Source organism: Janthinobacterium rivuli (genome assembly GCF_029690045.1).
Lineage (GTDB): Bacteria > Pseudomonadota > Gammaproteobacteria > Burkholderiales > Burkholderiaceae_D > Janthinobacterium > Janthinobacterium rivuli.
This window is the reverse complement of record NZ_CP121464.1, coordinates 3390302-3412483: the sequence shown is the minus strand read 5'-3', so window position 1 is coordinate 3412483 and position 22182 is coordinate 3390302. Positions and strand designations below refer to the sequence as shown.

At 61.8% G+C, this 22182-nt stretch carries 21 protein-coding genes; 9 read left to right on the top strand and 12 right to left on the bottom strand.

Annotation, left to right across the window (positions count from 1 at the left end):
• Nucleotides 1-13 precede the first annotated feature (13 nt).
• Both P9875_RS15420 and P9875_RS15415 read right to left on the bottom strand, forming a co-directional pair.
• Nucleotides 14-1594, bottom strand: a complete 1581-nt coding sequence (locus P9875_RS15420; RefSeq protein WP_278315807.1) for a methyl-accepting chemotaxis protein — start codon at nucleotides 1592-1594, stop codon at nucleotides 14-16.
• 266 nt (nucleotides 1595-1860) lie between these two features.
• Nucleotides 1861-2295 (bottom strand): hotdog fold thioesterase, encoded by a 435-nt coding sequence (locus tag P9875_RS15415; RefSeq protein ID WP_278315806.1) that lies wholly within the window; start codon nucleotides 2293-2295, stop codon nucleotides 1861-1863.
• Between the two features lie 144 nt (nucleotides 2296-2439).
• On the opposite strand from P9875_RS15415, the gene lpxO reads away from it, so the two are divergent.
• The 6 genes from lpxO to fdx all read left to right on the top strand — a co-directional run bounded on the left by lpxO (nucleotide 2440) and on the right by fdx (nucleotide 5974).
• Nucleotides 2440-3339, top strand: coding sequence for a lipid A hydroxylase LpxO (gene lpxO, locus P9875_RS15410; RefSeq protein ID WP_035818659.1), 900 nt, complete (start codon nucleotides 2440-2442; stop codon nucleotides 3337-3339).
• 81 nt (nucleotides 3340-3420) lie between these two features.
• Complete coding sequence (locus P9875_RS15405; RefSeq protein WP_278315805.1) at nucleotides 3421-3834, top strand: DUF6331 family protein; 414 nt, start codon at nucleotides 3421-3423, stop codon at nucleotides 3832-3834.
• A gap of 43 nt (nucleotides 3835-3877) precedes the next feature.
• On the top strand, nucleotides 3878-4510 hold the full coding sequence (locus P9875_RS15400) for a carbonic anhydrase (protein WP_035818657.1): 633 nt from the start codon (nucleotides 3878-3880) through the stop codon (nucleotides 4508-4510).
• A gap of 68 nt (nucleotides 4511-4578) precedes the next feature.
• Nucleotides 4579-4725: a hypothetical protein gene (locus tag P9875_RS28735; protein WP_423221782.1), complete on the top strand. Its 147-nt coding sequence runs from the start codon at nucleotides 4579-4581 to the stop codon at nucleotides 4723-4725.
• A 151-nt stretch (nucleotides 4726-4876) separates the two neighbouring features.
• Nucleotides 4877-5380, top strand: a complete 504-nt coding sequence (locus tag P9875_RS15395) for a hypothetical protein (protein ID WP_278315804.1) — start codon at nucleotides 4877-4879, stop codon at nucleotides 5378-5380.
• Between the two features lie 261 nt (nucleotides 5381-5641).
• Nucleotides 5642-5974, top strand: coding sequence for an ISC system 2Fe-2S type ferredoxin (gene fdx, locus P9875_RS15390; protein WP_099401856.1), 333 nt, complete (start codon nucleotides 5642-5644; stop codon nucleotides 5972-5974).
• Nucleotides 5975-6005: 31 nt separating this feature from the next.
• Here fdx and P9875_RS15385 read toward each other — a convergent pair whose 3' ends face one another.
• The 8 genes from P9875_RS15385 to P9875_RS15350 form a co-directional block, all read right to left on the bottom strand.
• On the bottom strand, nucleotides 6006-8051 hold the full coding sequence (locus P9875_RS15385; RefSeq protein ID WP_278315803.1) for a M13 family metallopeptidase: 2046 nt from the start codon (nucleotides 8049-8051) through the stop codon (nucleotides 6006-6008).
• Between the two features lie 118 nt (nucleotides 8052-8169).
• Nucleotides 8170-8940, bottom strand: a complete 771-nt coding sequence (locus P9875_RS15380; RefSeq protein ID WP_278315802.1) for a hypothetical protein — start codon at nucleotides 8938-8940, stop codon at nucleotides 8170-8172.
• A gap of 107 nt (nucleotides 8941-9047) precedes the next feature.
• The gene (locus P9875_RS15375; protein WP_278315801.1) at nucleotides 9048-9617 is read right to left on the bottom strand and encodes a DUF1439 domain-containing protein; all 570 of its coding nucleotides are present in this window, start codon (nucleotides 9615-9617) and stop codon (nucleotides 9048-9050) included.
• 206 nt (nucleotides 9618-9823) lie between these two features.
• On the bottom strand, nucleotides 9824-10735 hold the full coding sequence (locus P9875_RS15370; protein WP_278315800.1) for a hypothetical protein: 912 nt from the start codon (nucleotides 10733-10735) through the stop codon (nucleotides 9824-9826).
• 36 nt (nucleotides 10736-10771) lie between these two features.
• Nucleotides 10772-11215 carry a hemerythrin domain-containing protein gene (locus tag P9875_RS15365; protein ID WP_278315799.1) on the bottom strand — a complete coding sequence of 148 codons (444 nt, stop codon included), beginning with the start codon at nucleotides 11213-11215 and terminating at the stop codon, nucleotides 10772-10774.
• Between the two features lie 90 nt (nucleotides 11216-11305).
• The gene (gene prsR, locus P9875_RS15360) at nucleotides 11306-12676 is read right to left on the bottom strand and encodes a PEP-CTERM-box response regulator transcription factor (protein WP_035818636.1); all 1371 of its coding nucleotides are present in this window, start codon (nucleotides 12674-12676) and stop codon (nucleotides 11306-11308) included.
• 15 nt (nucleotides 12677-12691) lie between these two features.
• Nucleotides 12692-14791 (bottom strand): XrtA/PEP-CTERM system histidine kinase PrsK, encoded by a 2100-nt coding sequence (gene prsK, locus P9875_RS15355; RefSeq protein WP_176389615.1) that lies wholly within the window; start codon nucleotides 14789-14791, stop codon nucleotides 12692-12694.
• Nucleotides 14791-16179: a TIGR03013 family XrtA/PEP-CTERM system glycosyltransferase gene (locus P9875_RS15350; protein ID WP_099401849.1), complete on the bottom strand. Its 1389-nt coding sequence runs from the start codon at nucleotides 16177-16179 to the stop codon at nucleotides 14791-14793. Before P9875_RS15350 ends, prsK begins: the two co-directional genes overlap by 1 nt.
• A gap of 205 nt (nucleotides 16180-16384) precedes the next feature.
• On the opposite strand from P9875_RS15350, the gene nadB reads away from it, so the two are divergent.
• The 3 genes from nadB to P9875_RS15335 all read left to right on the top strand — a co-directional run bounded on the left by nadB (nucleotide 16385) and on the right by P9875_RS15335 (nucleotide 19379).
• On the top strand, nucleotides 16385-17998 hold the full coding sequence (nadB, locus tag P9875_RS15345) for an L-aspartate oxidase (protein WP_034787348.1): 1614 nt from the start codon (nucleotides 16385-16387) through the stop codon (nucleotides 17996-17998).
• A 26-nt stretch (nucleotides 17999-18024) separates the two neighbouring features.
• Nucleotides 18025-18579 carry a hypothetical protein gene (locus P9875_RS15340; RefSeq protein ID WP_278315798.1) on the top strand — a complete coding sequence of 185 codons (555 nt, stop codon included), beginning with the start codon at nucleotides 18025-18027 and terminating at the stop codon, nucleotides 18577-18579.
• 359 nt (nucleotides 18580-18938) lie between these two features.
• A complete protein-coding gene (locus tag P9875_RS15335; RefSeq protein WP_278315797.1) occupies nucleotides 18939-19379 on the top strand; it encodes a hypothetical protein in 441 nt (146 codons plus the stop codon).
• Between the two features lie 102 nt (nucleotides 19380-19481).
• On the opposite strand, the gene P9875_RS15330 is transcribed toward P9875_RS15335, so the two are convergent.
• Nucleotides 19482-20843 (bottom strand): toxin-antitoxin system YwqK family antitoxin, encoded by a 1362-nt coding sequence (locus P9875_RS15330; RefSeq protein ID WP_278315796.1) that lies wholly within the window; start codon nucleotides 20841-20843, stop codon nucleotides 19482-19484.
• Nucleotides 20828-22174 (bottom strand): toxin-antitoxin system YwqK family antitoxin, encoded by a 1347-nt coding sequence (locus P9875_RS15325; protein WP_278315795.1) that lies wholly within the window; start codon nucleotides 22172-22174, stop codon nucleotides 20828-20830. The genes P9875_RS15330 and P9875_RS15325 overlap by 16 nt, the downstream gene beginning before the upstream one ends.
• Nucleotides 22175-22182: the final 8 nt, after the last annotated feature.

Sequence of the window (22182 nt, the reverse complement as noted above, 5' to 3'; positions counted from 1 at the left end):
AGTGCCATCCGCCTCAAGCGGCGAGGCGCAGCGGTCCGTTGGCCGGCTTGGCGAGTTTGAAAATGCCCACTTCCTGTTCCAGCTGCGCCGCCTGCTGCTGCAATTCGTGCGCGGCGGCGGCCGCCTGCTCGACCAGGGCCGCATTCTGCTGGGTCACGCGATCCATGTCGACGATGGCGCGGTTGACTTGCTCGATGCCGGCGCCCTGCTCCTGCGTGGCGTGGCTGATCTCGGCCATGATGCCCGTTACCCTGCCGATGCCGGCCACCACGTCGTGCATGGTGACGCCAGCTTGCTCGACGAGCAAGGTTCCCGTGCCCACCTTGCTGACGGAATCGTCGATCAGCAGCTTGATTTCGCGCGCGGCGGCGCTTGAGCGTTGCGCCAGGTTGCGCACTTCCGTGGCGACGACGGCAAAACCGCGTCCCTGTTCACCGGCGCGCGCCGCTTCCACGGCCGCGTTCAAGGCCAGGATATTCGTCTGGAAGGCAATGCTGTCGATCACGCCGATGATGTCGACGATCTTGTTCGATGAAGCATTGATCAGGCCCATGGTGTGCACCACTTCGGCCACCGCCTTGCCGCCCTGCTCCGAGACCTTGGACGCTTCGCGCGCCAGGTGGTTCGCCTGCTGGGCGTTGTCCGCATTCTGGCGCACGGTGGAAATCAGTTCTTCCATCGATGACGCCACCTCTTCGAGTGAGCCGGCCTGCTGCTCCGTGCGCTGCGACAAATCGCGGTTGCCCGAGGCGATCTCGGTCGATGCCGTGGCGATACTTTCCGTACCGTGGCGCACCTTGCCGACGATGGCGGCCAGGTTGTCGCGCATGGTCTTGATCGCAAACAATAAACTGCTGTCGTCGCCGTGGCGCGTGTGCACGTCGATGGCCAGTTCACCGAGCGCGATGCGCCCCGCAATCGCGGCCGCATACGCCGGCTCACCGCCCAGCTGGCGCAGCAGGCCGCGCGTGATGACGGTAGCCACGGCTATGCAAATGAGCACGCTGAGCGCGGCCAGCACGCCGATCCAGCGCAGCGACTGGCCGTAGATGGCGCGCGCGGCCACGCTGGCCTGCTCCGATTCGCGCTGCACGGATTTCAGCACCGTGTCGATGTCGGCGACGATCTGGCGCCGCAGCGGGCTGCACTCTTCGACCAGGAAAGTGCCGTACTGTTCCATCTGCCCCGTGGCGCGGAACTGGCGCGGACGCTGCAATTCCTGCGCCATGGTCTTCAGGCCCGTGCTGACTTTCTCGAATTGCGCATCGCCGGCGAACTGCGGCGCCAGGCGCGCCAGCGCTTCCAGGTACAGCGCTTTCTGGCTGTCGAGGATGGCCAGCTCTTTTTCGGCGGCGGCCTGGTCATGGAAGATATACGCGTTGCGGGCGGCCAGGCCCGTCTGGTCGAGCGCTTCGCGCGCCACGTACAGCGGTTCGAGTTTTTCCAGTTGGACTTTTTCTTGCGCGTCCATGGCGCCGGAGATGGCGCCGATGCGCAGCAGCGCGAAGGCGGCCAGTACCAGCATCAGTAGCACCAGCAGCCCGAAGCCTGCGCTCAGGCGTGCGCCTATCGTCAAACGATTGAATGACATCATTGTTGTTATTGCCCTGTAATAAAGTTGATTGTTGCTGGTTACTTGGAAACCAGCGATCTGCTCGCCGTCGTCTTGCCTTTCCCGCATGGCGCAGGATGGGTCTCTAACTGGCGTTTTTTGGGCAGTCAGCTTCTAATTTCGGGCAATGCAGGCGTGCGGGACTTATCCCTACGCCATACAACAGCACACTGAATTATAAGCGAACAGCGTTATGGATGATTCCACGTGTCCACTTTTAGTGCCTTGACGCATATCAAAAAAGACAATCAACTCTGCTCTGGGGCGTCGATGACGGCCATGGTGATGCGCGAGATGCAGCACAGTTTGCCGTCGTCGCCAGTGATGCGGATTTCCCAGACCTGGCTCGTGCGGCCCCGGTGGATCGGCGTGGCGCGCCCCGTCACCAGGCCACCGCGCACCCCGCGCAAATGGTTGGCGTTGATTTCCTGGCCCACGCTCACGTGCCGGCTGGAATCGAGGCAGGCATTCGCGGCCATGCTGCCCAGGGTTTCGGCCAGCAGCACGGAAGCGCCGCCATGCAGCAGTTTAAAAGGCTGCATGGTGCGGTGGTCGACGGGCATGGTCGCCTCGATCCAGTCGGGGCCGAAAGCCGTGAATACGATGCCCAGGTGGCGCATGGCCGTGCCCTCGCTGGCGGCGTTGAGGATGGCCAGGTCGAGCGGTGCGTGCCAGATTTCCATTGTTGCCTCGGATAAGTGTGTAGAAAAGGCCATTGTAGGACAGAGCGTCCGCGCGTGCCGCTTCATCTTTCCTTCACCGTGGCCCGGGGTGGCGATGGCATTAACTGGTTATAATTGCCCCATTCTTAAAAAACGAGGTTGTGTATGAAGTGGGCCTTGCTGGGCATTTTTGTGTTTTCTGTTTTACATATTCATTTTCGGGGCAAGGTGCGCCTGCCGTTCCGCCGCCAGATCTTCGATCATTCCTCGTTCATGGCGCCGCTGAACCTGTTCATGCACACCTTTTCCAAGGTGCCGGCCACGCCATATTTAGCCGTCGAGCAATTCCCGGAACTGGCGCCGCTGCAGCAGAACTGGCAAATCATCCGCGATGAAGCGCTGCGCATGCAGGAAATGAAAAAGATCAAGGCGGCTGAAAAGAACAATGACGTGGGTTTCAATTCCTTCTTTAAATATGGCTGGAAGCGTTTCTACCTGAAATGGTATGACGCGAACCACCCGTCGGCACAGCAGATGTGCCCGCAGACCTATGCGCTGCTGCAATCGATTCCCTCGATTAAAGCGGCCATGTTCGCGGAGCTGCCGCAAGGCGGCAAGCTCAACCCGCACCGCGATCCGTTCGCCGGCTCCCTGCGCTATCACCTGGGCTTGCAGACGCCGAACGACGACCGCTGCTTCATCGACGTCGATGGCGAGCGCCACAGCTGGCGCGACGGCCAGGCCGTGATGTTCGATGAAACGTATATCCACTGGGCCCGCAACGATGCCGACAGCGACCGCATCATCCTGTTCTGCGACATCGAACGCCCGATGCGCTACCGCTGGGCGCAAGGCTTGAACCGCTGGCTGGGCCGCACCCTGATGACGGCCGCCGCCTCGCCAAACGAACTGGGCGACCAGGTCGGCGGCGTGAGCAAGCTGTTCCAGATTTCCTGGACCATGGGCCAGTACCGCCGCCGCTTCAAGGCGTGGAACAAGACGGCGTACCAGGTTACCCGCGTGGCGCTGGTGGTGGGCATCATCGCGCTGATCTACTTTATCTAGGCGTTACATTGCCTCTTTGACAAAACCGCCTTCGGGCGGTTTTTTTTATAATGCGATGTCCCCACCAGGAGAATTTACAAAATGACCGAACGCGACCGCAAGCACGATATCCAGATCGGCGATGAGACATGGATCGAGTTCATCAGCCTTGACGGCCGCTACGAGCAGGCGCTCGACATCGACGCCCTGCTGGCCGGATTATGGCCGCTGATCTGCCGCCTGGAAACGCATTGTGACGCCGGCTGCTGCGGCATCGACGCCTTCGATTTCACGTGCGAAAGTATCGATACGGCCCTGCTTGAGCTTGACCGCGCGCAACTGCACGCTGCCTGCTTGCAAGCCCGCGCTGCCGTGGCCGTGGCCGGCAGCGACGTATTGACGAGCAACACGATGAATCATATTGCGGATAAACGCGTGTTCCTGCAGTTGCTCGGGCATCTCGAGCGCTGCCTTGCCGGCCCGCGAAGCGGCCAGGCGGCAAGCCAGCCGCGCTGACATCGGCGATAATACGGGCTCACACCACTCTTTTCTTTTATTTATGCGCGACATCATTGCCGGATTTCTACGTTTCCAGAAGGAAGTCTTTCCTGAACGCCGAGAGCTGTTCAAGAGCCTGGCCACGGGACAGACGCCCAAGGCCCTGTTCATTTCCTGCTCCGACAGCAGGATGGTGCCGGAACTGGTGACGCAGCGCGAACCTGGCGAACTGTTCGTCATCCGCAACGCGGGCAACATCGTACCCTCGTTTGGCCCGGAACCGGGCGGCGTGAGCGCGTCCGTCGAATTTGCCGTTGCCGCCCTGAATGTGACGGACATCGTCATTTGCGGCCATTCCGATTGCGGCGCGATGAAAGCCATCGCCACCTGCACCTGCCTCGAACACATGCCGGCGGTCAAGAACTGGCTGCGGCACGCGGATGCGGCGCGCATGATCAATGAATCGATCGAGCATGCCACGGAACAGGAGCGCATCGACGGCATGGTGCGGGCCAACGTGGTGGCGCAACTCAACAACATCCGCACCCACCCTTCGGTGGCGCTGGGCATCACGCAAAAACGCCTGACCCTGCATGGCTGGGTGTATGACATCGAAAATGGCTCGCTCGATGCGCTCGACGAGGCTACCGGCCAGTTTGTCCCGCTGGCGGAACATCCGGCCTCGAAGATGTAAGGCAAGCGTCGGCCCACCACCGTCTTCCCCCGTATCGCCAGCACAGCGATGAATTCAAGCGTGCCGCTGTGGCGCGTACTCAGGTTGACAGGGCATCCGTTTCGCTGCTTGCCCGCGTTCTGAAGATCAACACCAATCAGCTGTTCAGTTGGCGCAAGCGCTTCGGCGACGAGACGCTTGCTGCGCGCCAAGTCAACTGGCCACCGCTGGCATGAACGGTCTGGCGGCGACGGCGCAGACGGCGCTCGCCGAAGATCCGACAACGCATGAACTTGCAGCTCAAAGCAGTTGGGTTGACTTATGGCGTTAAAAAATACGTTGGCGGAAATGCCGATAAACCGCACTGGTCAACTACGGGACATTCATATGAAATTTTTCGCCGCCTTTCTGATCGCCGCATGTCTCCTGCCGACGGCGCACGCTGTAGTGTCCGTGCCGGCGCGCCTGATTGGCTACTACTCGAATATGCGGACCGAAGGCGCTGACGATCCACATTTTGTCTCCGGATACGACATCGTGCTTTACCAACGCGTAGCGGAAACGATAGGCCATGTCGCTGTCGCCATCGGCACCTCCGAACCGGTCAGAGCCACCATCAAAGAGATGACATACGATACGAAGAAAAAATTGCTGACCTTCACCGCCGAGTACTCCAGCGGACTGGCCACCAATCCTGTGAAAGGAGCGCCCGACCGCGAAGCTGTGCAAGTGCTCATCTTCAGCGGCGTCGTGCGTCCGCAGTCGATCTCGGGGAAAGTGGGCATCAAAGATTTCTACTGCGGTCCATGCAGGCCGGTGTTCAAGCGCGTGACACTCAAACGTATCGTTGAAATGGGGCGCACGGGCGAATTACGGGCCATCCCGTTATAGTCGCCTGAGCACTTGGGCCGACTGGAAATACATCAATCTGAAAAGAGATTACGTCTGGGCTTCAGAACAGCTTGGCTTAGCGCCCGATTTTTTCCGTTTTCCCTCTACTCCACATCGCGCTTCAGAATCCTGGCATGAGCGCAGTTGGGGCCGGCACGTTGGCCATCGCCACGCAGAATTCAGGCGCAAGTTGCGCTTGACCTTATCAAGGCGGGAAGGTTCAAGGTAGCGGTATTCAAGCGACATCAAGGAGAATCCCGCATGCCAAAAATCACCGTCCTGCCCCATCCCGAGCTGGCGCCGGAAGGCGCCGTGTTCGACGCGCCCGAGAACATGAGCATTTGCGATGCATTGCAGCGCAACAAAATAGATATCGAACACGCCTGCGGCCAGGTGGGTGCCTGTTCCACCTGCCACGTGGTCGTGGTGCAGGGTTTCGACTCGCTCAACGAACTGGGCGACAATGAGGAAGACATGCTCGACCAGGCCTGGGGCTTGCAGCCCCACTCGCGCCTGTCGTGCCAGGCCCGCGTGTCAAACGCAGACCTGACGCTGGAACTGCCCCGGTACACGCTGAACCACGCCAAGGAATAGTCCCCGGCGCGGTGAGCTGCTTAAACCATCCTTACCACATGATCACGCGCTGCTCGGGCGGCAGATACATCGGGTCGCCCGGCTTGATGCCGAACGCTTCGTAGAAGCCGGGCTGGTTCTTGACCGTGCCCTTGGCGCGGAATTCGCCCGGCGAATGCGGATCGCTCTTGATCTGCGCGATGGCCGCTTCGGGACGCAATTTCGCGCGCCATTTCTGCGCAAAGCCGATGTACAGGCGCTGTTCGCCCGTCAAGCCATCGATGACGGGCGACGGCTTGCCGTTCAACGAGCGCTGGTAGGCCTTGTAGGTGATCGACAGGCCGGAATTGTCGCCGATGTTTTCACCCAGGGTCAGCTCGCCATTGATGTGGTAGCCCGGCACGGGGCTGTAGGCGCCGTATTGCTTGACGAGGCCGGCGGCCAGCGCCTTGAAGGCCGTGCGGTCTTCTGCCGTCCACCAGTTGCGCAAACGGCCCTTGGCGTCATATTGGCTGCCGGAATCGTCGAAGGCATGGCTGATTTCATGGCCGAAGGTGATGCCCAGCAAGCCGTAATTGACGGCATCTTCCGCCTTCACGTTGAAAAATGGCGGCTGCAAAATGGCGGCCGGGATCGTGATGGCGTTGAGGGCCGGGCTGTAGCTGGCGTTGACGGTTTGCGGCGTCATCGACCATTCGTCGCGGTCCACCGGCTTGCCCAGCTTGGCCAGGTTTTGCTGGCGGCTCCACGCGCGCGCGGCGCGCACGTTGGCGATCAGGTCGTTTGGCTGCGTCTTCATGCTGCCGTAGTCGCGCCAGCTATCGGGGTAGGCGATCTTCGGCTTCAACGCTGCCAGCTTGAGCTGGGCTTCCTTCTTGGTTTCCGGGCCCATCCAGTCAAGCTGCTCGATGCCATCCTTGAACGAGGCGACGAAATTGTCGAACATGGCCATCACGCGGGGCCGGGTTTCCGGCGGCAAATACATTTCCACGTAGCGCTTGCCGACGGCGTCGCTGATGGCGCCATCCGTGAAGCGCAGCGCCAGCTGCCACTGCGGTTCGCTTTGCGGCACGCCGCGCAGCACCGTGCCGTCGAAGGCAAAGCGTTCCTTGACGGTGGCGCTGTCCAGGAAGGAGGCGTAGCTTTCGATGACGCGCCAGTTCAGATAGCTCTTCCACGATGCCAGCGGCACGGCGGCCACGGTCTCGGCAAAGCCCGTCATGAAGCTGGGCTGGCGCACGACGGCAGAAGTAGCCTTTGGCGCGAGGCCGGCGGCCGTGAAATACGCGTTCCAGTCGAAGGCCGGCGCCAGTGCCGTAAATTTGTCGAAATCGACCCGGTTGTACGATTTGACGGGGTCGCGCATCTGCACGCGCGTCCACTGCACGGCCGCCAGGCGTGTTTCAATGTCGAGTATCTGCGCCGCGTGGGCGGCAGCGGCCTTGTCGCCGCTCATGGCCAGCATGGTCTCGATATGCTTGAGGTACTTGGCGCGCACGGCTTGCAGCTTGGCGTCGTCATCCTTCAGGTAGTAATCGCGGTCAGGCAAGCCCAGGCCGGACTGGCTGATGTTGACCGTGTAGCGCTCGGGGTCTTGCGCATCGGGCGCCACATAGGCGGAAAACGGCGTGGCAACGCCATTGCCTTGCAGATAGGCCAGCAGCGCCGGCAAGTCTTTCTTGTCTTTCACGGCGGCGACGCGGGCCAGCTCGGCGCGCAGCGGCTTGAAGCCGGCCGCGTTGCGTGCCTTGTCGTTCATGAAGCTCGTGTACAGGTCGGCGATCTTGTGCGCTTCGCTGCCGGGCTTGCCGGGATTTTTCAGGGTCGCGTCGATCAGGCCGCGCAACTGGCCCTGGGCGATTTCGCGCAATTCGATGTAGGTGCCCCAGACGGATTTGTCGGCCGGGATGTCCGTGTTGCGGGTCCAGACGCCGTTGACGTAGCCGTAGAAGTCATCCCGGGGGCTCACTGCCGGGTCCAGCGTTTTCAGGTCGATGCCGGAGACGGGCGCGCCGGCATTGGAGGCTTGGGCGTACAGCGACGGCGAAGATAAGGCGAGCAAGGCGCAGCAGGCGGCGCTGATCAGCGAACGTTTCACGAAGATTCCTTTAGTTGTTTTCACTTCATGTTGGGGAACATGCTTGTCCAGGCATGAGAGGCTGGATTATAGTCCGCGTGCTTGCTGCGCAACAATGACAGTTGAATAACTACGGGAATCAGCGGCTCAGGAGATCGAACAGGTCCGCCGTCTTTTTACCCTGATTTTTCAGCAGATCCGCAAGCGAACCCGGCGTTGGCCCGCCATTGCCGGCCGCATGATTGAAATAATTAAAATCGAGCTTGATCTTGTCTTCCAGGTCGCTCGCATAATTGGCAGGATACTGCGATTGCTCCAGACGCGGCAATGTATTGAAATGCGCCAGCACCGACTTGAAGAAATTGGTCGTCTTGCCGGTGGTATTATATTCATGCATGGCTTGCGCCACGACCTGGGTGCGCCAGGCCTCTTCTTCCTGATACGCCTGCATAAAGGCGGCGCGCCGCTCGTTGACGGTAAAGGTCCCGCTGTCATCGTTCGAAATGGCGGACAATTGCTCGCGCGACAAGCCCGCAAACGGATTCGGGCCCTTCCGGTCGACATAAGCGGTGGCAGCGGCGGCCGACTTTGCCGATGCCGCGTCATTCGGTTGCGGCAGCTGTTTGGCGGCGGCCGCCTTGTGTTCGGCATCCAGCGGATACAAGATGTCGTCGGTATTGCCATTCACCCACGCACCCAGCGCCGCATGATCGAAGCCCCGGATGGTGGCACTGGTGGCCTCCGAAGCTTTCGCCAGGCGCCCGGCCAGGGTCGAAATGACGACATCGTCCGCCACGGCGCCAGCGCCGGCCGGCGCCTGTGTGGCCTGGACCTTGTCCGAGGATGGCTTGCTGCCTTCCGCGGCAGACAGCGCCCCGCGTTGAATTCCTGCCGTGCTGATATACATCATTGCTCGCCCCGAGATCAGTAAAAGTTACTATTTAAGTAAATATTACTATAGCACAATATCTATCCATGCCGGCCAGGCGCATGCACGGGGGCGGTTCGGCTCCGGCTTTACTTCACCGGCTCAAACGTCACCGTCAAGCCGTTGCCCGTGGTCCTGATCTGCGTCGGCACGAATTGCACGCCCGCGTAACGCAATTCGTCGGGTTTGAAGGTGTAGATGGGCGTTTCATGCATGAGCTGGTCGGCCACCAGGCTGGCCACCTTGGCGAACTGGCGCTGCTGCGACTCGTCCATGCCGTCGATGGTGACCTTGTCCACGCTCGCCTCGCTCAGGTAGACGGCATTGCGCTGGGCGTCGAGCACGAGGCGGCCCGACATGGACAGGCTGCCGCGCCAGCTCTGGCGTATGAATGGCGGCAAGACGCTGGCGTCCACGCTGAGGGCGACTCTTTCGCGCTCGGGCTGCAAGGATAGTTGCGGGCGGGTCAGCTTGACGTCCAGCACGGACAGCACACGCTTGTCGATGGGAAAGCGGCGCTCCAGGCCTTGCTGCATCTTGCTCAGCGACACATTCACGTCGCGCGGGCCGATCAGGGTGGAACACGCAGCCAGCACGGTACAAGCAAAGGCGGCGATCGCGGCGGTTTTCAGCAAGGGGCGGATGGCGGTCAAGGTCATGGATAGTCTCGGTGGAAAGATGGCGCCATCTTACACATGCGCCCGCTTTCACGCAAAAACCGGCGCCCACCTCGCAGCGGGCGCCGGTTCTCGTGTTGGCCTTGTCAGCGTACGAACAGGGCGATCAGTATGACGATGGGCAATGGAATACCCAGCAGCAGCAAGAGGATGGAACGCATGGCAGACTCCTTGATTGTATGGGTGGCTTAAATGGTCACGTGGCGCAGCACTCGTTCATGGTCGCGCTGGCGGCCGCCAAACGTTGCCGCCAGGCTGGCCACGAAAGCGCCCAGCAGCAAGGCGACGAACATCCACAACGCCGTATGCGCGCCAGCCTTGCGGACCGTGTCAGCCGCTTGCTGGGCACGCGCCTTGGCATCGGCGGCGGCCTTGGCGGCGCGGGCGTAGACGGCGTCGACGCGCGCTTCCGCTTCCGCCTGCGTCAGGCCCGTGCGGCTGGCCACGACCTGGCCCAGATAGGCGCGGTCATCGGCGGCCAGGCTGCCCGTGGACAAGCTTGTTGCGAAGATCCTGCCGGTTTCCACGCGCTGCTCGGTGACCGTGCCACCCGTTTCGCCCGCACCAGCCGCCGGTGCGGCACGCAGCAGCATGTCGGAGAAATAGTCGAGCGGATTCGCGTCGCTGCCCTCGCCCGCCTTGGCGCCTGCAGCCCCGGCACCGGCCGCCGCAGCCGGGGACACCGCCGCCGCCACGCCGCTGCCCGCATCGATGGCGCCGCTCAGGACGGCGCGCGTGCCGCCGGCCAGCACGGCCACGGTGATCAGGGTGGCCACGGCCCAGGCCAGCAAGCCATGGGCCGTATCGCGGAAATGCACCTCATCCGTGTGGATGGAACTCCATTTCACGCGCAGGCGGCCCGCCATGTAGCCGCCGATGCCGGAGGCGGCCAGTTGCATGAAAGCCAGCCAAGCGATGGTCGACACGCCGATGGCCGTCGCGTTGAACGACCATGGCGACACGGACGACAGGCCCAGGCCCACGCCGAGGATCAGCAGGATGAAGGACAAGGCGGCCGCAGCGGCAGCGCCCGCCAGCACGGCGCCCCAGGACACGCCCGGATTGTTCAGGTCCGACACGGACAATGGTGTAGCTTGCATGGAATACTCCCTTGGTTGTTGATTTTTTTAAGCCGTTCAGGCGGCCACGCCCGTCAGTTGCTCCTTGCGCGCGGCCATTTCCTGGCCCAGCGCGTCGAGGTCGACGGCCGTCTCGCGCACCTTGGGAAACATGTCGCCCTCTTCTTCCTTGACGTGGTGCTCGATCTGCTCGGACAGCACCTTGACCTTGGCGTCGTACAGGTCGTCGGCCGGGTCCATCGCGGCAATCTGCGCGATGAGCTCCTTGGCGCTGGCGTGCTCGACGACGGCTTCATCCATCAGGTCGCCATCGTGGATGGGACGGCGCACGGCCGGATAGAAGATTTCTTCTTCCAGTTGCGTGTGCACGGTGAGTTCCTGGCAGATCTCGTCGGCCAGCTTTTTCTTGGTGGCAAATGAGCGGTCGCTCAAGCCTTCATACTGGGCAAACAGGGCTTTGACGGCCTTGTGGTCCTGCATCAATAATGTGATCGCGTTCATGGCGCCTCCTTGTTGTGGATGAGGCAAGGATGCGCCACGGCGGCGCCAGCGTATGTGCGACGCCTTACACAATCTTGATTTTTAATACACTCAGCTATTAAGCTGCGACTTGATGCCGTGATGGCCCATCAGGTCGTACAGGGTGGGCCGGCTCACGCCCAGCAGCTCGGCCGCCCTGGCGATATTGCCGTCGGCCCGCGCCAGCGCGCGCACCATCACCTTGTATTCGGCCGCTTCGCGCGCCTGACGCAGATTGATGGATTCATCGGCGGGGGTGGCCTGGGCGCTGGCGGGCAAGCCCAGGTCATCGGCCGCGATCTGTGGCCCGTCGCACATGATGACGGCCCGCTTGATGCAGTTTTCCACTTCGCGCACATTGCCGGGCCAGCCATAGCTTTCGATCAGCTGCAGCGCGCCCGCGCTGAAATGCAGGTTGCTGCGCCCTTCGCTGGCGCAGAACTTGTTCTTGAAATGGTGGGCCAGCAAGGCCGCATCGCCAGCCCGCTCGCGCAGCGGCGGAATGCGCAGGACGATTTCGCTGAGGCGGTAAAACAGGTCTTCGCGGAAACGCCCCTGTTCCGCCAGCACCTTCAGATCCTGGTGCGTGGCGCAGACGATGCGCACGTCGACGGCGATCTCGGCGCGCCCGCCCACGCGCTCGATGACCCGTTCCTGCAGGAAGCGCAGCAGTTTCGCCTGCAGGCCCATCGGCATGTCGCCGATCTCGTCGAGAAAGAAGGTGCCGCCGTGGGCCAGTTCGATCTTGCCCAAGGTTTGCCGCGCCGCGCCCGTAAACGCCCCCCGCTCGTAGCCGAACAGCTCGCTTTCCAGCAGGTTCTCGGGAATCGCTGCGCAATTGATGGCGACAAAGCGTTGCGCATGGCGGCTCGACAGCGCGTGCAGGCCCCGCGCGATCAGTTCCTTGCCGCTGCCCGAATCACCGAGCAGCATCACGCTGGCCGATGAGGGCGCGACTTTTTCCACGTTGCGGCACAATTTCAGCATACCCGGATCGCGGCTGACGATGCCGGCCAAAGGAGAATCGGCCTGCGTTTGCAGCATGCGGCGGTTTTCCTGCTGCATCGCATGCAGATAAAACGCGCGGGCGATGACGAGGCCCAGCATGTCGGCCTCGAACGGTTTCTGGTGGAAATCGTAGGCGCCCAGCGCGATGGCTTTCAAGGCATGCGCGCGCTCCTGGTTGCCCGACAGGATGATGACTTTCGTGTCCGGCGCCAGCGCGAGGATTTGCTGCAGGGTGGCCAGGCCTTCCGTGGCACCGTCCGGGTCGGGCGGCAAGCCCAGGTCCATCGTCACGACGGCCGGCTGGTGGCGCCGCACCAGCGCCAGCGCCGCCTCGCGCTCACCCGCCAGCAGCACCTCGTAACCGTCAAAGCTCCAGTGCAACTGCTTTTGCAGGCCGGGATCGTCTTCGATGACCAGCAGTTTTTGTTTCGCCATACGTATGCACTCCAGTCAACGGGTAGAACAGCGGAAATCTGGGGTATGACCCGGCGGGTCAGACCCCATGGCCGCATGCAGCGGCAAGATCACGCGAAACGTCGTGCCCACTTGCGGCTCGCTGCGCACTTCCAGGCTGCCACCCACTTCGCGCAGGTACTCTCGGCTTTCGAACACGCCAATGCCCATGCCCGCCGTCTTGGTCGTGTCGAACGGTGTAAATAAACGGTCGCGGATGAATTGCTCGCTCATGCCCTGCCCCGTATCGTCGAGCTCGACGACGGCCGTGTGCTGCACGCGCCGCAGCCGCACGGCCACCTTGCCGTCGCTGGCCGTCGCTTCGATGGCGTTCTGGATCAAGTGCCCCAGCACCCGTTCCAGGCGCGCGCGGTTGGCCAGCACCGTCAGCTCGCCATCGACGATTTCCAGCCGGGGCGCCGGCGCCAGGCTGGCCTTGGCGGCAACGGCCTGGCGCAGCAAGCCGTCCAGCTGCAGCGGCGCGGGCGCTTCCGGCGCTTCGCCACGCGCCAGTTTCTGCAGCAAGGTCTTCATTTTTTGCACGGAATGGTCCAGGGTGCCCAGCATGTCTTCCTGGAAAGCGGGATTGGCGCGGTGTTTTTCAGCATTGCTTAACAACAATGACAGCTGAAACACGAGGTTTTTGAGGTCGTGCACGATAAAAGTGGACATGCGGTTGAACGAGTCGAACTGGCGCGCCACCGTCAGGGTATCGAGCGATTCGCGGTGCGCCAGGTAGCTGGCGGCCTGGCTGCCGGCAATTTTCAGCACGTCGCGGATTTCCCAGTTCAGGCCGATGCGCGTGCGGGGCCGCGCCAGCGCGACGAAGGCGAACAGCTGGCCATGCAGCATCAAGGGCACCAGCAGCCAGACGTCGGGCAGCGCCAGCAGCGCCGGCGGCAAGCGCAAGCCGCCGTACTGGCGCGGGTTTTGCTGGCAATCGGGCACGTCGATCACCCACTGGCGTGCCTCGAGGAACTGGCACAGGGGGCCAAGCGCCGGTTCGCTCCACGTGCCAGGCGGCCAGTTCCAGCTGGCGGCCGGGGCGAACTGCCCCTGTTCGCGCAAGATCCACAGCGCGCCGGCGCGGCTTTCCACCAGCTGCGCCATGGCCTGTATCGTGCGTTCGCCCAAGGCCGGCCCGTCTTCGGACAGCGCGCGCGTAAATCTCAGCCATTCCTCGCGGTAATCGAAGATGGCATTGTAAAAATTTTTATTGATATAAACCTTGAGCTTGGCGCGCAAGCTGCCGGAAAACAGCACACCAGCCAGCAGCAGGGCCGCGCCGCCCAGGTAAGCCATCTGCATGAAGGAACCCCAGGTGCCGCCGAAATAGCGCAAGTAATAGGCGCTGGCCGCCATGGCCAGCAAATAGATGGCCGAGCCCAGCAAGGCGGCCGAGCGGTACAGCATCTGGCGCGAGACGGACAAGCCCAGCGCCCAGCCCGGATTGCGCGCGGCCGAGACGGCCAGCAGCGGCGCGCACAGGGCGTCGACGATGCCGCGCGCGGCCCAGATGTCATCATTGATCGTGCGAAACAGCAAGGCGTCGCTGTACAGATAAAAATCGTAGGCGAACAGGCCGCCCACGCCCAGGCACGCAAACTTGATGCCCCAGCGTTTCAACGGGGGCGTGTTGCGGTACCACTGTTCCACCAGCAACATGCCCAGCACGGCCAGCAGCAGCCGGCAGACACTGGCGATGATGCGCGCCGGCAAAGGCAGCGCCAGCCACGATGAGGCCATCGAGAGCAGCCACGGCGCCAGCGCCGTGAGGACGATGCCGGCCAGCAGCAGGCGCAAACGGGGCCGCGACGGTTCGATCAGCAGCAGCAAAAACACCAGCCAGGCCAGGGTGCGCAGCAATTCGAGCGCATCGCCGGCCAGCGCGGTGCGCTGTCCCAGCAGCACCAGCACCACCGTGCCCGTCGCCCAGCCGCCCGTCGCCAGGCAGGCGACCAGCAAGGCGCGCACGTTTTGCCGCGCGCGCCAGTTGCTGATGAGCAGCAGCGCCAGCACAAAGAAAGCCAGCGATGCCAGGCCATGGCTGAGGGCCGCCGCGTCGGCCGCCGCCAGCCAGTCCGACTGCTGCCGCATCACCGGCTGCCCTTGCCAAACAGCACCACCTGCACCGTGTCGAGCAGGATCAGCAAGTCGAGGAACAGGCTATTGTTTTTCACATAATACAAATCGTATTGCAGTTTCTTGACGGCATCGTCGACGGAAGCGCCATATTGGTAGCGCACCTGGGCCAGGCCTGTGATGCCCGGCTTGATATTATGACGAATGTTGTAGTACGGCACCTGCTCCTTCAGTTGCTCGACAAAATAGGCGCGCTCGGGACGGGGACCGACGAAACTCATCTCGCCGCGAAACACATTGAGCATCTGTGGCAATTCATCGATGCGCAGCTTGCGGATCAGCTTGCCCACGCGCGTGATGCGCGCATCGTTGTCCAGCGCCCAGATGGGCTTGCCATCGCGCTCCGCATCGCAGCGCATGCTGCGAAATTTCAGCACGTTGAAGGGCAAGCCGTCGCGCCCCACCCGCTCTTGCTGGTAAAACACGGGGCCGCCGTCTTCCAGGCGGATGCACAGGGCCGTCACCAGCATCACGGGCAGCGCGGCCAGACAGATGACGCCGCTGGCCGCTAGGTCGAACAAACGCTTCGATGTGGCGCGGAAAAAGCTCTGGTCAAAGCCGCCGCCGTAGATCAGATAGCTCGGTTGCAAGGAATCGATGCGGATCTGGCACGCTTCGCGCTCGAAAAACGTGGCCGCATCGATCACCTTGACGCCGCCCAGCGCGCATTCCAGCAATTGCTTGACAGGAAACGCGCCATTGCGCCGGTCGCTGAGGGAGACGACGATCTCATGCGCGGCATGGCGCTGGGCCATGGCCAGCAGCGAGGCTTCGGCCGGCAGCAAGGCCGAGGCCGGCACGCAGCGTTGCTCGCCAGCCACATCGATGCAGCCCACCACCGTAAACTGATGGAAACCGATCTTGCTCGCCGCCAGTTCCATGCATTCGCGCGCCAGTGCCCCGCCGCCCACGAGGATCAGCCGGCCTTCCATCAGCGCCGATTGCGAGGATTTGAACACCACCAGGCGCGCCAGCAGCACGCCGATGGCGCCCAGGCCGAAGATCAGCACGCTGCCGCGCCCGAAATGCAAGGAAGGGATAAAACGGATCAACACGCTCAGCACGGCAAAACCCAGCGCGAACGACGGCAGGATGCGTAATAGCGTGTTGCGGATGTCTTCGCGCGAGCGGTGCTGGTACATGCCCAGCGCGCTCATGCTGAAAACGATGACCAGGGCGAAGATCGAGGACGACAAGTAGACCTCGCTCACCCGCAGCACGCGGCTGCCGTCCGCCAGCCACATCAGGGATGTCAGGACGGCCGACAGCAGCAGGATCATAATTTCGAGCAACAGCAAGATAAACGCTGTTTTCGAGACGTAATGGCTGAAGATGCGGATCATGGGGGCCTCCTGCGGCAAAGGCGGCACACCGCGCACAAGGCGGCTTGCTGCCGGTCTTGCCATCATGGCGAACTGTTCCAGCAGGACATTGATACGCCACAAGCTACGGCCCCAGCTATCTTTCACTGGCAGAATTTATCTCAACACATTACCGATTGATGTGAAATGGACTATAGTATGCTTCCCCTGAAAAAAGATAAATGTCATGAAATTTGATGTAGCGATTGTCGGCAGTGGCCTGGCGGGTTTATCGGTTGCACTGCATTTAGCTGAGACGCGCACCGTCGCGATCATTTCCAAACGCGCGCTGCTCGATGGCGCCAGCAACTGGGCGCAAGGCGGGATCGCGGCCGTGCTGGACTCGGGCGACAGCCACCAGCAGCACATCGAAGACACCCTGATCGCCGGCGGCGGCCTGTGTGACGAGAGCGCCACGCGCTACATCGTCGAGCACGGCCGCGAAGCCATCGAATGGCTGATCGAGCAAGGCGTGCCATTTACGCGCGACGCCACGGCCGAGCTGGGCTTCCACCTGACCCGCGAAGGCGGACACAGCCAGCGCCGCATCATCCACGCGGCCGACGCCACCGGGCATGCCGTGCAAGTGACCCTGGAAGAAAAGGTGCGCGCCCACCCGAACATCAGCCTGTTCGAACACCATTGCGCGATCGACCTGATCACTTCCGACAAGCTGGGCATGAAGCCGACCCAGCGCAATGCGCAGCCGCATTGCCACGGCCTGTACGTGCAGGATGAGCAAACCGGCAAGGTACTCACGTTTGCCGCCGAGCACACCGTGCTGGCCACGGGCGGCGCCGGCAAGGTGTATTTATATACAACGAATCCCGACACGGCCAGCGGCGACGGCATCGCCATGGCCTGGCGCGCCGGCTGCCGCGTGTCGAACATGGAATTCATCCAGTTTCACCCGACCTGTTTGTACCACCCGTACGCGAAATCGTTTTTGATCACCGAAGCCATCCGTGGCGAAGGCGGCTTGCTGAAACTGCCGCCCGAAGCGGGCGCGGCGGCCGGTCAGCGCTTCATGCTGGCCCACGACGAGCGGGCCGAACTGGCGCCGCGCGACGTGGTGGCGCGCGCCATCGACTTCGAGATCAAGAAACGCGGCCTCGACTACGTGCACCTGGACATCAGCCACAAGCCGGCCGAATTTCTCATCGAACACTTCCCCACCATCTACGCGCGCTGCCTGGAGCTGGGCATCGACATCACCAAGCAGCCTATCCCCATCGTGCCTGCCGCCCATTACACCTGCGGCGGCGTCGTCACGGATCTGGCGGGCCGGGCCGACTTGCCGGGCCTGTATGCGGTCGGCGAAACGGCCTGCACGGGTTTACATGGCGCGAACCGTCTGGCGTCGAACTCTTTGCTGGAATGCATCGTCATCGGCCGCGCCTGCGCACAGGACATCGAAAGCAAGGAAAAGCTGGGCACGCCATATCTGCCCGACTGGGATGAAAGCCGGGTCACGGATGCGGATGAAGAAGTGGTGATTTCCCACAACTGGGACGAACTGCGCCGCTTCATGTGGAATTACGTGGGCATCGTGCGCACGACCAAGCGCCTGGAGCGGGCCCAGCACCGCATCGCCCTGTTGAAGGAAGAAATCGACGAGTACTACCGCAACTTCCGCATCACGCACGACTTATTGGAACTGCGCAATCTCGTCGACGTGGCCTCGATGATCGTCAACAGCGCCCTGTCGCGCCGCGAAAGCCGCGGCCTGCACTTCAGCCGCGATTATCCGGAAACCTTGCCGAAGGCGATCGCCAGCGTGCTGACGCCGCCGCACCGGTAAATAAGCAACAGCCTTCTCATTCCAGCATGACGATTTCCGAATTCCTCACCGCCGTTCGTACGCCATACATCGACACCCTCGCACGGGTCGCCACGCAGCTTGAATCGCATGTGGAGCCGGCATACCGGCAAAGCGATGGATCATTGGCCGTCGAAGGCGCACTCGGCCTTCCTTGCAGAGCCGACGTCATCCCAATGGAAGGGATCACTGCGGGCCAGACGATTCAAGTCGACTCCGAGACCCGGTTGGAGTTTGAGGCAGTCACTTTTGCGTCGGGTGCAGCTGAAGTGCTTCTTTCACCGTTCGTTTGGGACTGGACGCCACTCGAAGTGCTTGGTCTGAGCCAAGAGGCCGTTTCAAACGTCTGTCAGGCGTGGTTCCTGAAGTGGTTCGACGCCGACGACGAAAATGTCGCTACCGAGGAAGGCCTGTTCGGCGTCGTCCACTTCATGTCCGAGCTGGAACCGACAGAGGGAGGTTGGAAAGTGACGGTTGATCTTGGCTCGTCGCCGGTGAGCGCACTTGAAGACTTTCTGTTCCGCATATTGGATGCCGGCGCATCTCAAGTTCGTATCGGCTGACCCCGCCGTCTATCGAACGTTCTGGCGAATCGCACGCCTATCACTTTTGACAACAGACATTGAAAACGTTAACGTTTTGTGCGGTTCAATGCACCTGGAGGAAAGTCATGGCAGGAAAATTTTTGAGTCGAGGCGCGCTAGTCCACCTTATCAAGAGTCAGGAACGAACTAACGCTATTCAAAAGCGCGATGGATTAACCCAGCACCCGGTGCGAACAACGGTGTGTGGTTGCACTGACCCTGATTGCGGTGGCTGGCATACCATACTGACTGACAGAAACGTGCCAACCGCAGACGAGTGCAAATCGATTTTGCAACACGAAAAGGCCAAAAGAAAGAGCTAGCTGCGTATGGAATCAATGACAGTGATGGCAACAAAGTGGAAGAACCAGGAGGTGCGAAGCCACAATGGCCTTCTGTGCAGCAATGGTGATCTGTACGACGTGCACGAAACCAGAATGGCCAGAGTACGTGAAAAACAGGAACTTGGCGGTTGGCTCAATGTAGCGATTCTGGCGCAAGAGGAGCTGTATGGTGGACAGTACATGGTTAAGTGCGGCGAGGCTGCGGAACACGGCTCAATCGGCGTAGTCGTTTTGGAATCGCTGCAAAATCATGAACCTGTCTGGACGTTTGTTTCGGATCAATCCAATCCATTTGATCAAATAACAATCAAGGGCGGCTTGGTTTTGGTGCTGTCAACGTCAGGCGCCGTGTTACGGTTTGCTGCGCCGATGAGGGAGGCAAGGCTTCTGCTTCCGAGTGCTTCGATCCATGGTGCTAACGACGGGCGCTTGTAAACCCGAGCGTTTTTCAACACAATAGGGCGAAAGCTGCCGACCACAAAAGGTCCTGCCCGGCACAAGCAGCCATGCGCCATGGTCCATTACGGCCTCACCGGCTCACGATTCCGGCATCTCAAACTCAATCCCATCGTCCGTGTACGACATCGTCGCGGACGCGCCCGTACAACTACCCTGCGCCTCGTCCGCCACATAGCGGCACTCGCTCTCCAGACCGCCATCCTCGCGCCAGTGCCGCGTCCAGCCCTGGCGTTCGCCATCCACATACTCGATCAATTGACGCGGCTTGCCATTCGCATACCAGGAACGCAATGCGCCCTCCTCGCGCCCGCCGTCGTTCCACAGTTTGTGCACGAGCAATACGCCGGCCCGGCTGAAGCGCTGTTCGCTGCGCAAGACGAAGTGGCCGCTGTGGCTGCGCTTGCTGGCCACTGTGCCATCCGGGTAATATTCGACGCTGTCGCCAGCCGGCTTGTCGTCCACGTACTGCGTTGTACGCTGCACCTTGCCATCCGGGAAGTAGCCGGTGCTCGGTCCTGACTGGATGCCGTTCTCGTACCGGCTGCGGCTTTCCACCGTGCCATCGGGATAAAATAGCAGCAGCTCGCCCTCCGTCTGGCCCTTGACCTGAGTCATGCGCGTGCGCAACTTGCCATCCTCGTCGAAGGTTTCCACCACGCCATCGGCGCGGGCGCCGTTCTTGTACTGGCTGGCCTCGTTCAGCTTGCCCGTATCGTGATAGGTCCGCTGTTCGCCTTCCTGCACGCCATTGCGCCACGTGTTGCGCATGGAAATCTGGCCCTCAGGACGATACAGGGTCTGCACACCTTCCTGCACGCCGCGGCCATCCTGCTCCACCTGCATCTCGACCTGGCCATGCGGGTAGTACATGCTGTAGTTGCCCACCAGCTTGCCGCGCAGGTAATCGGGATCGTTGACCTCGCCAATCAGCCGCTTCGGCTCGCCTTCGCGCGCGTGCACCACCTCGACTTGCCAGGTGCCGCGCGTCTTGCCTGGCGGCAGCGGCACGACCAGCGCATAGCGCGCATGTTCCTTGACTTCGCCGCGCGTCAGATTGTGATTCAGGTACAGGCGCGCCTTGCCATCGGCACAGGCTTGCGGCTCGCAGCGGCCCAGCTTGCCAACTTCGGGCATGACGAGCGCTCCAGCACCGCCTGGCGCGGGACAGGATTTGATACGCATCAGCAAGGGCGTCTTGTCGCGGATCAAGGGAGCCAATTGCTGCTTCATGGCGACATACTGATCCTTATCCAGCCGCACGGAAACAGCATTCATCAGCACCTGCCTGCCGCCGCAGCCGCTGTCGCTGGCGAGGGTCAGCACATCGCCGTCGGGCGTCGCCTTGATCGCGGTGACTACTTGCCGCTGCTCAATCTCGGCGTGGGCCAGCGCCGGCAACAGCAGCGTTGCAAGCAGCACATGCTTCACAAGGCGCGCCATGCCTGCTCCTTGCGCTGCAGTTCCGGCCCTGGCGGCGCCTCGCCGCAGCCGCCCTGGGCCTTGCCGGCCACATACTGGCATTCGCTTTTCACGCTGCCATCCGCGTGCCAGCTGCGGCTCCAGCCGTCGCGCCGGTCGTTCACGTAATCGATCGCATGCTCGGGCTTGCCGTTCTCGTACCACGAGCGCGACGTGCCCTGTTCGCGCAGTTGTGCATCCCATTTCCGTTCCAGCACCAGCACGCCCTGAGGGCTGTAGCGCTGGATACTGAGCAGCCCGCCCTTGTCTCCATATTGCTGGCGGCTTTTCACCTTGCCGTCCGCATAGAATTCCATTGCCTCGCCCGTGGGCAAGTCGTTAACCTGCGTCATCCGGGCTTGCACGGCGCCATTTGGGTAGTAATTCGTGCTCACGCCATTGAACTTGCCGTGTTGCATTTCCGCGCGGCTGGAGATTTTTCCATCAGGGAAGTATGTGAGCATCTCGCCTTCCATCTTGCCGCCGCGCAAAGTGTAGCTGCTACTCAGCTTGCCATTTTCATCAAACGTCTGCACTGGCCCGTCGAGCTGCTTGCCGTCGCGGTAGATGCTCGTTTCACTCAACTTGCCGGTAGCGTGATAGCGTTGATGCTCGCCTTCTGGCAAGCCATGGCGCCAGTCACCGCGCAGCTCCAGCGTGCCATCGGGAAAATACTTGCTGCCGATGCCATGCTGACGGCCCTGCCCATCCTGCGCCACCTGTTTCTCGATCTTGCCATTCGGGTAATACGTGACATAGCCACCCACCAGCTCGCCCTGCGCATAATCGGCGCGGTTGACCTGGCCCGACAGGCGCAGTTTGTGCCCGGCCACACTATAAATGTCCACCTTCCACGTGCCAGGCAGTTTGCCCTTCGGCAAGGGAAACAGCAGCACATTCGGTGCGTTTTCCTGCTCAGTGGGGTAGAAACGTTCGTGCAGGTACAGCCGTGCCCGGCCGTCGGTGCAGGCCGCTGGCGTGCAGGCGGCGATCTGGCGCACGATGGGCACGCTCGCATCGTCCGGGCATTTTTTCAAGGTGACAAGCATGGGCGTCTTGCTGAGGATCTGCCTGGCCAGCCGGGCTTTCATCGCTTCGTATGGCCCATCGTCCAGCCCGACCGAGCGCGCATCCATGCGCACTTGGCGGCCGCCGCAAGCCGTGTTCGCGGCCACGGTCAGCACGTCGGCGCCTTCGCTATCCTGCTCGCCGGCGATGGCTGTCACCACCTGGCGTTGAACGATCTCCGCCTGCGACAACGCGGGCCACAATAAGGACGCGCCCAGCACGGCGCATAAGGTCTTGAATTTCATAGTATTCC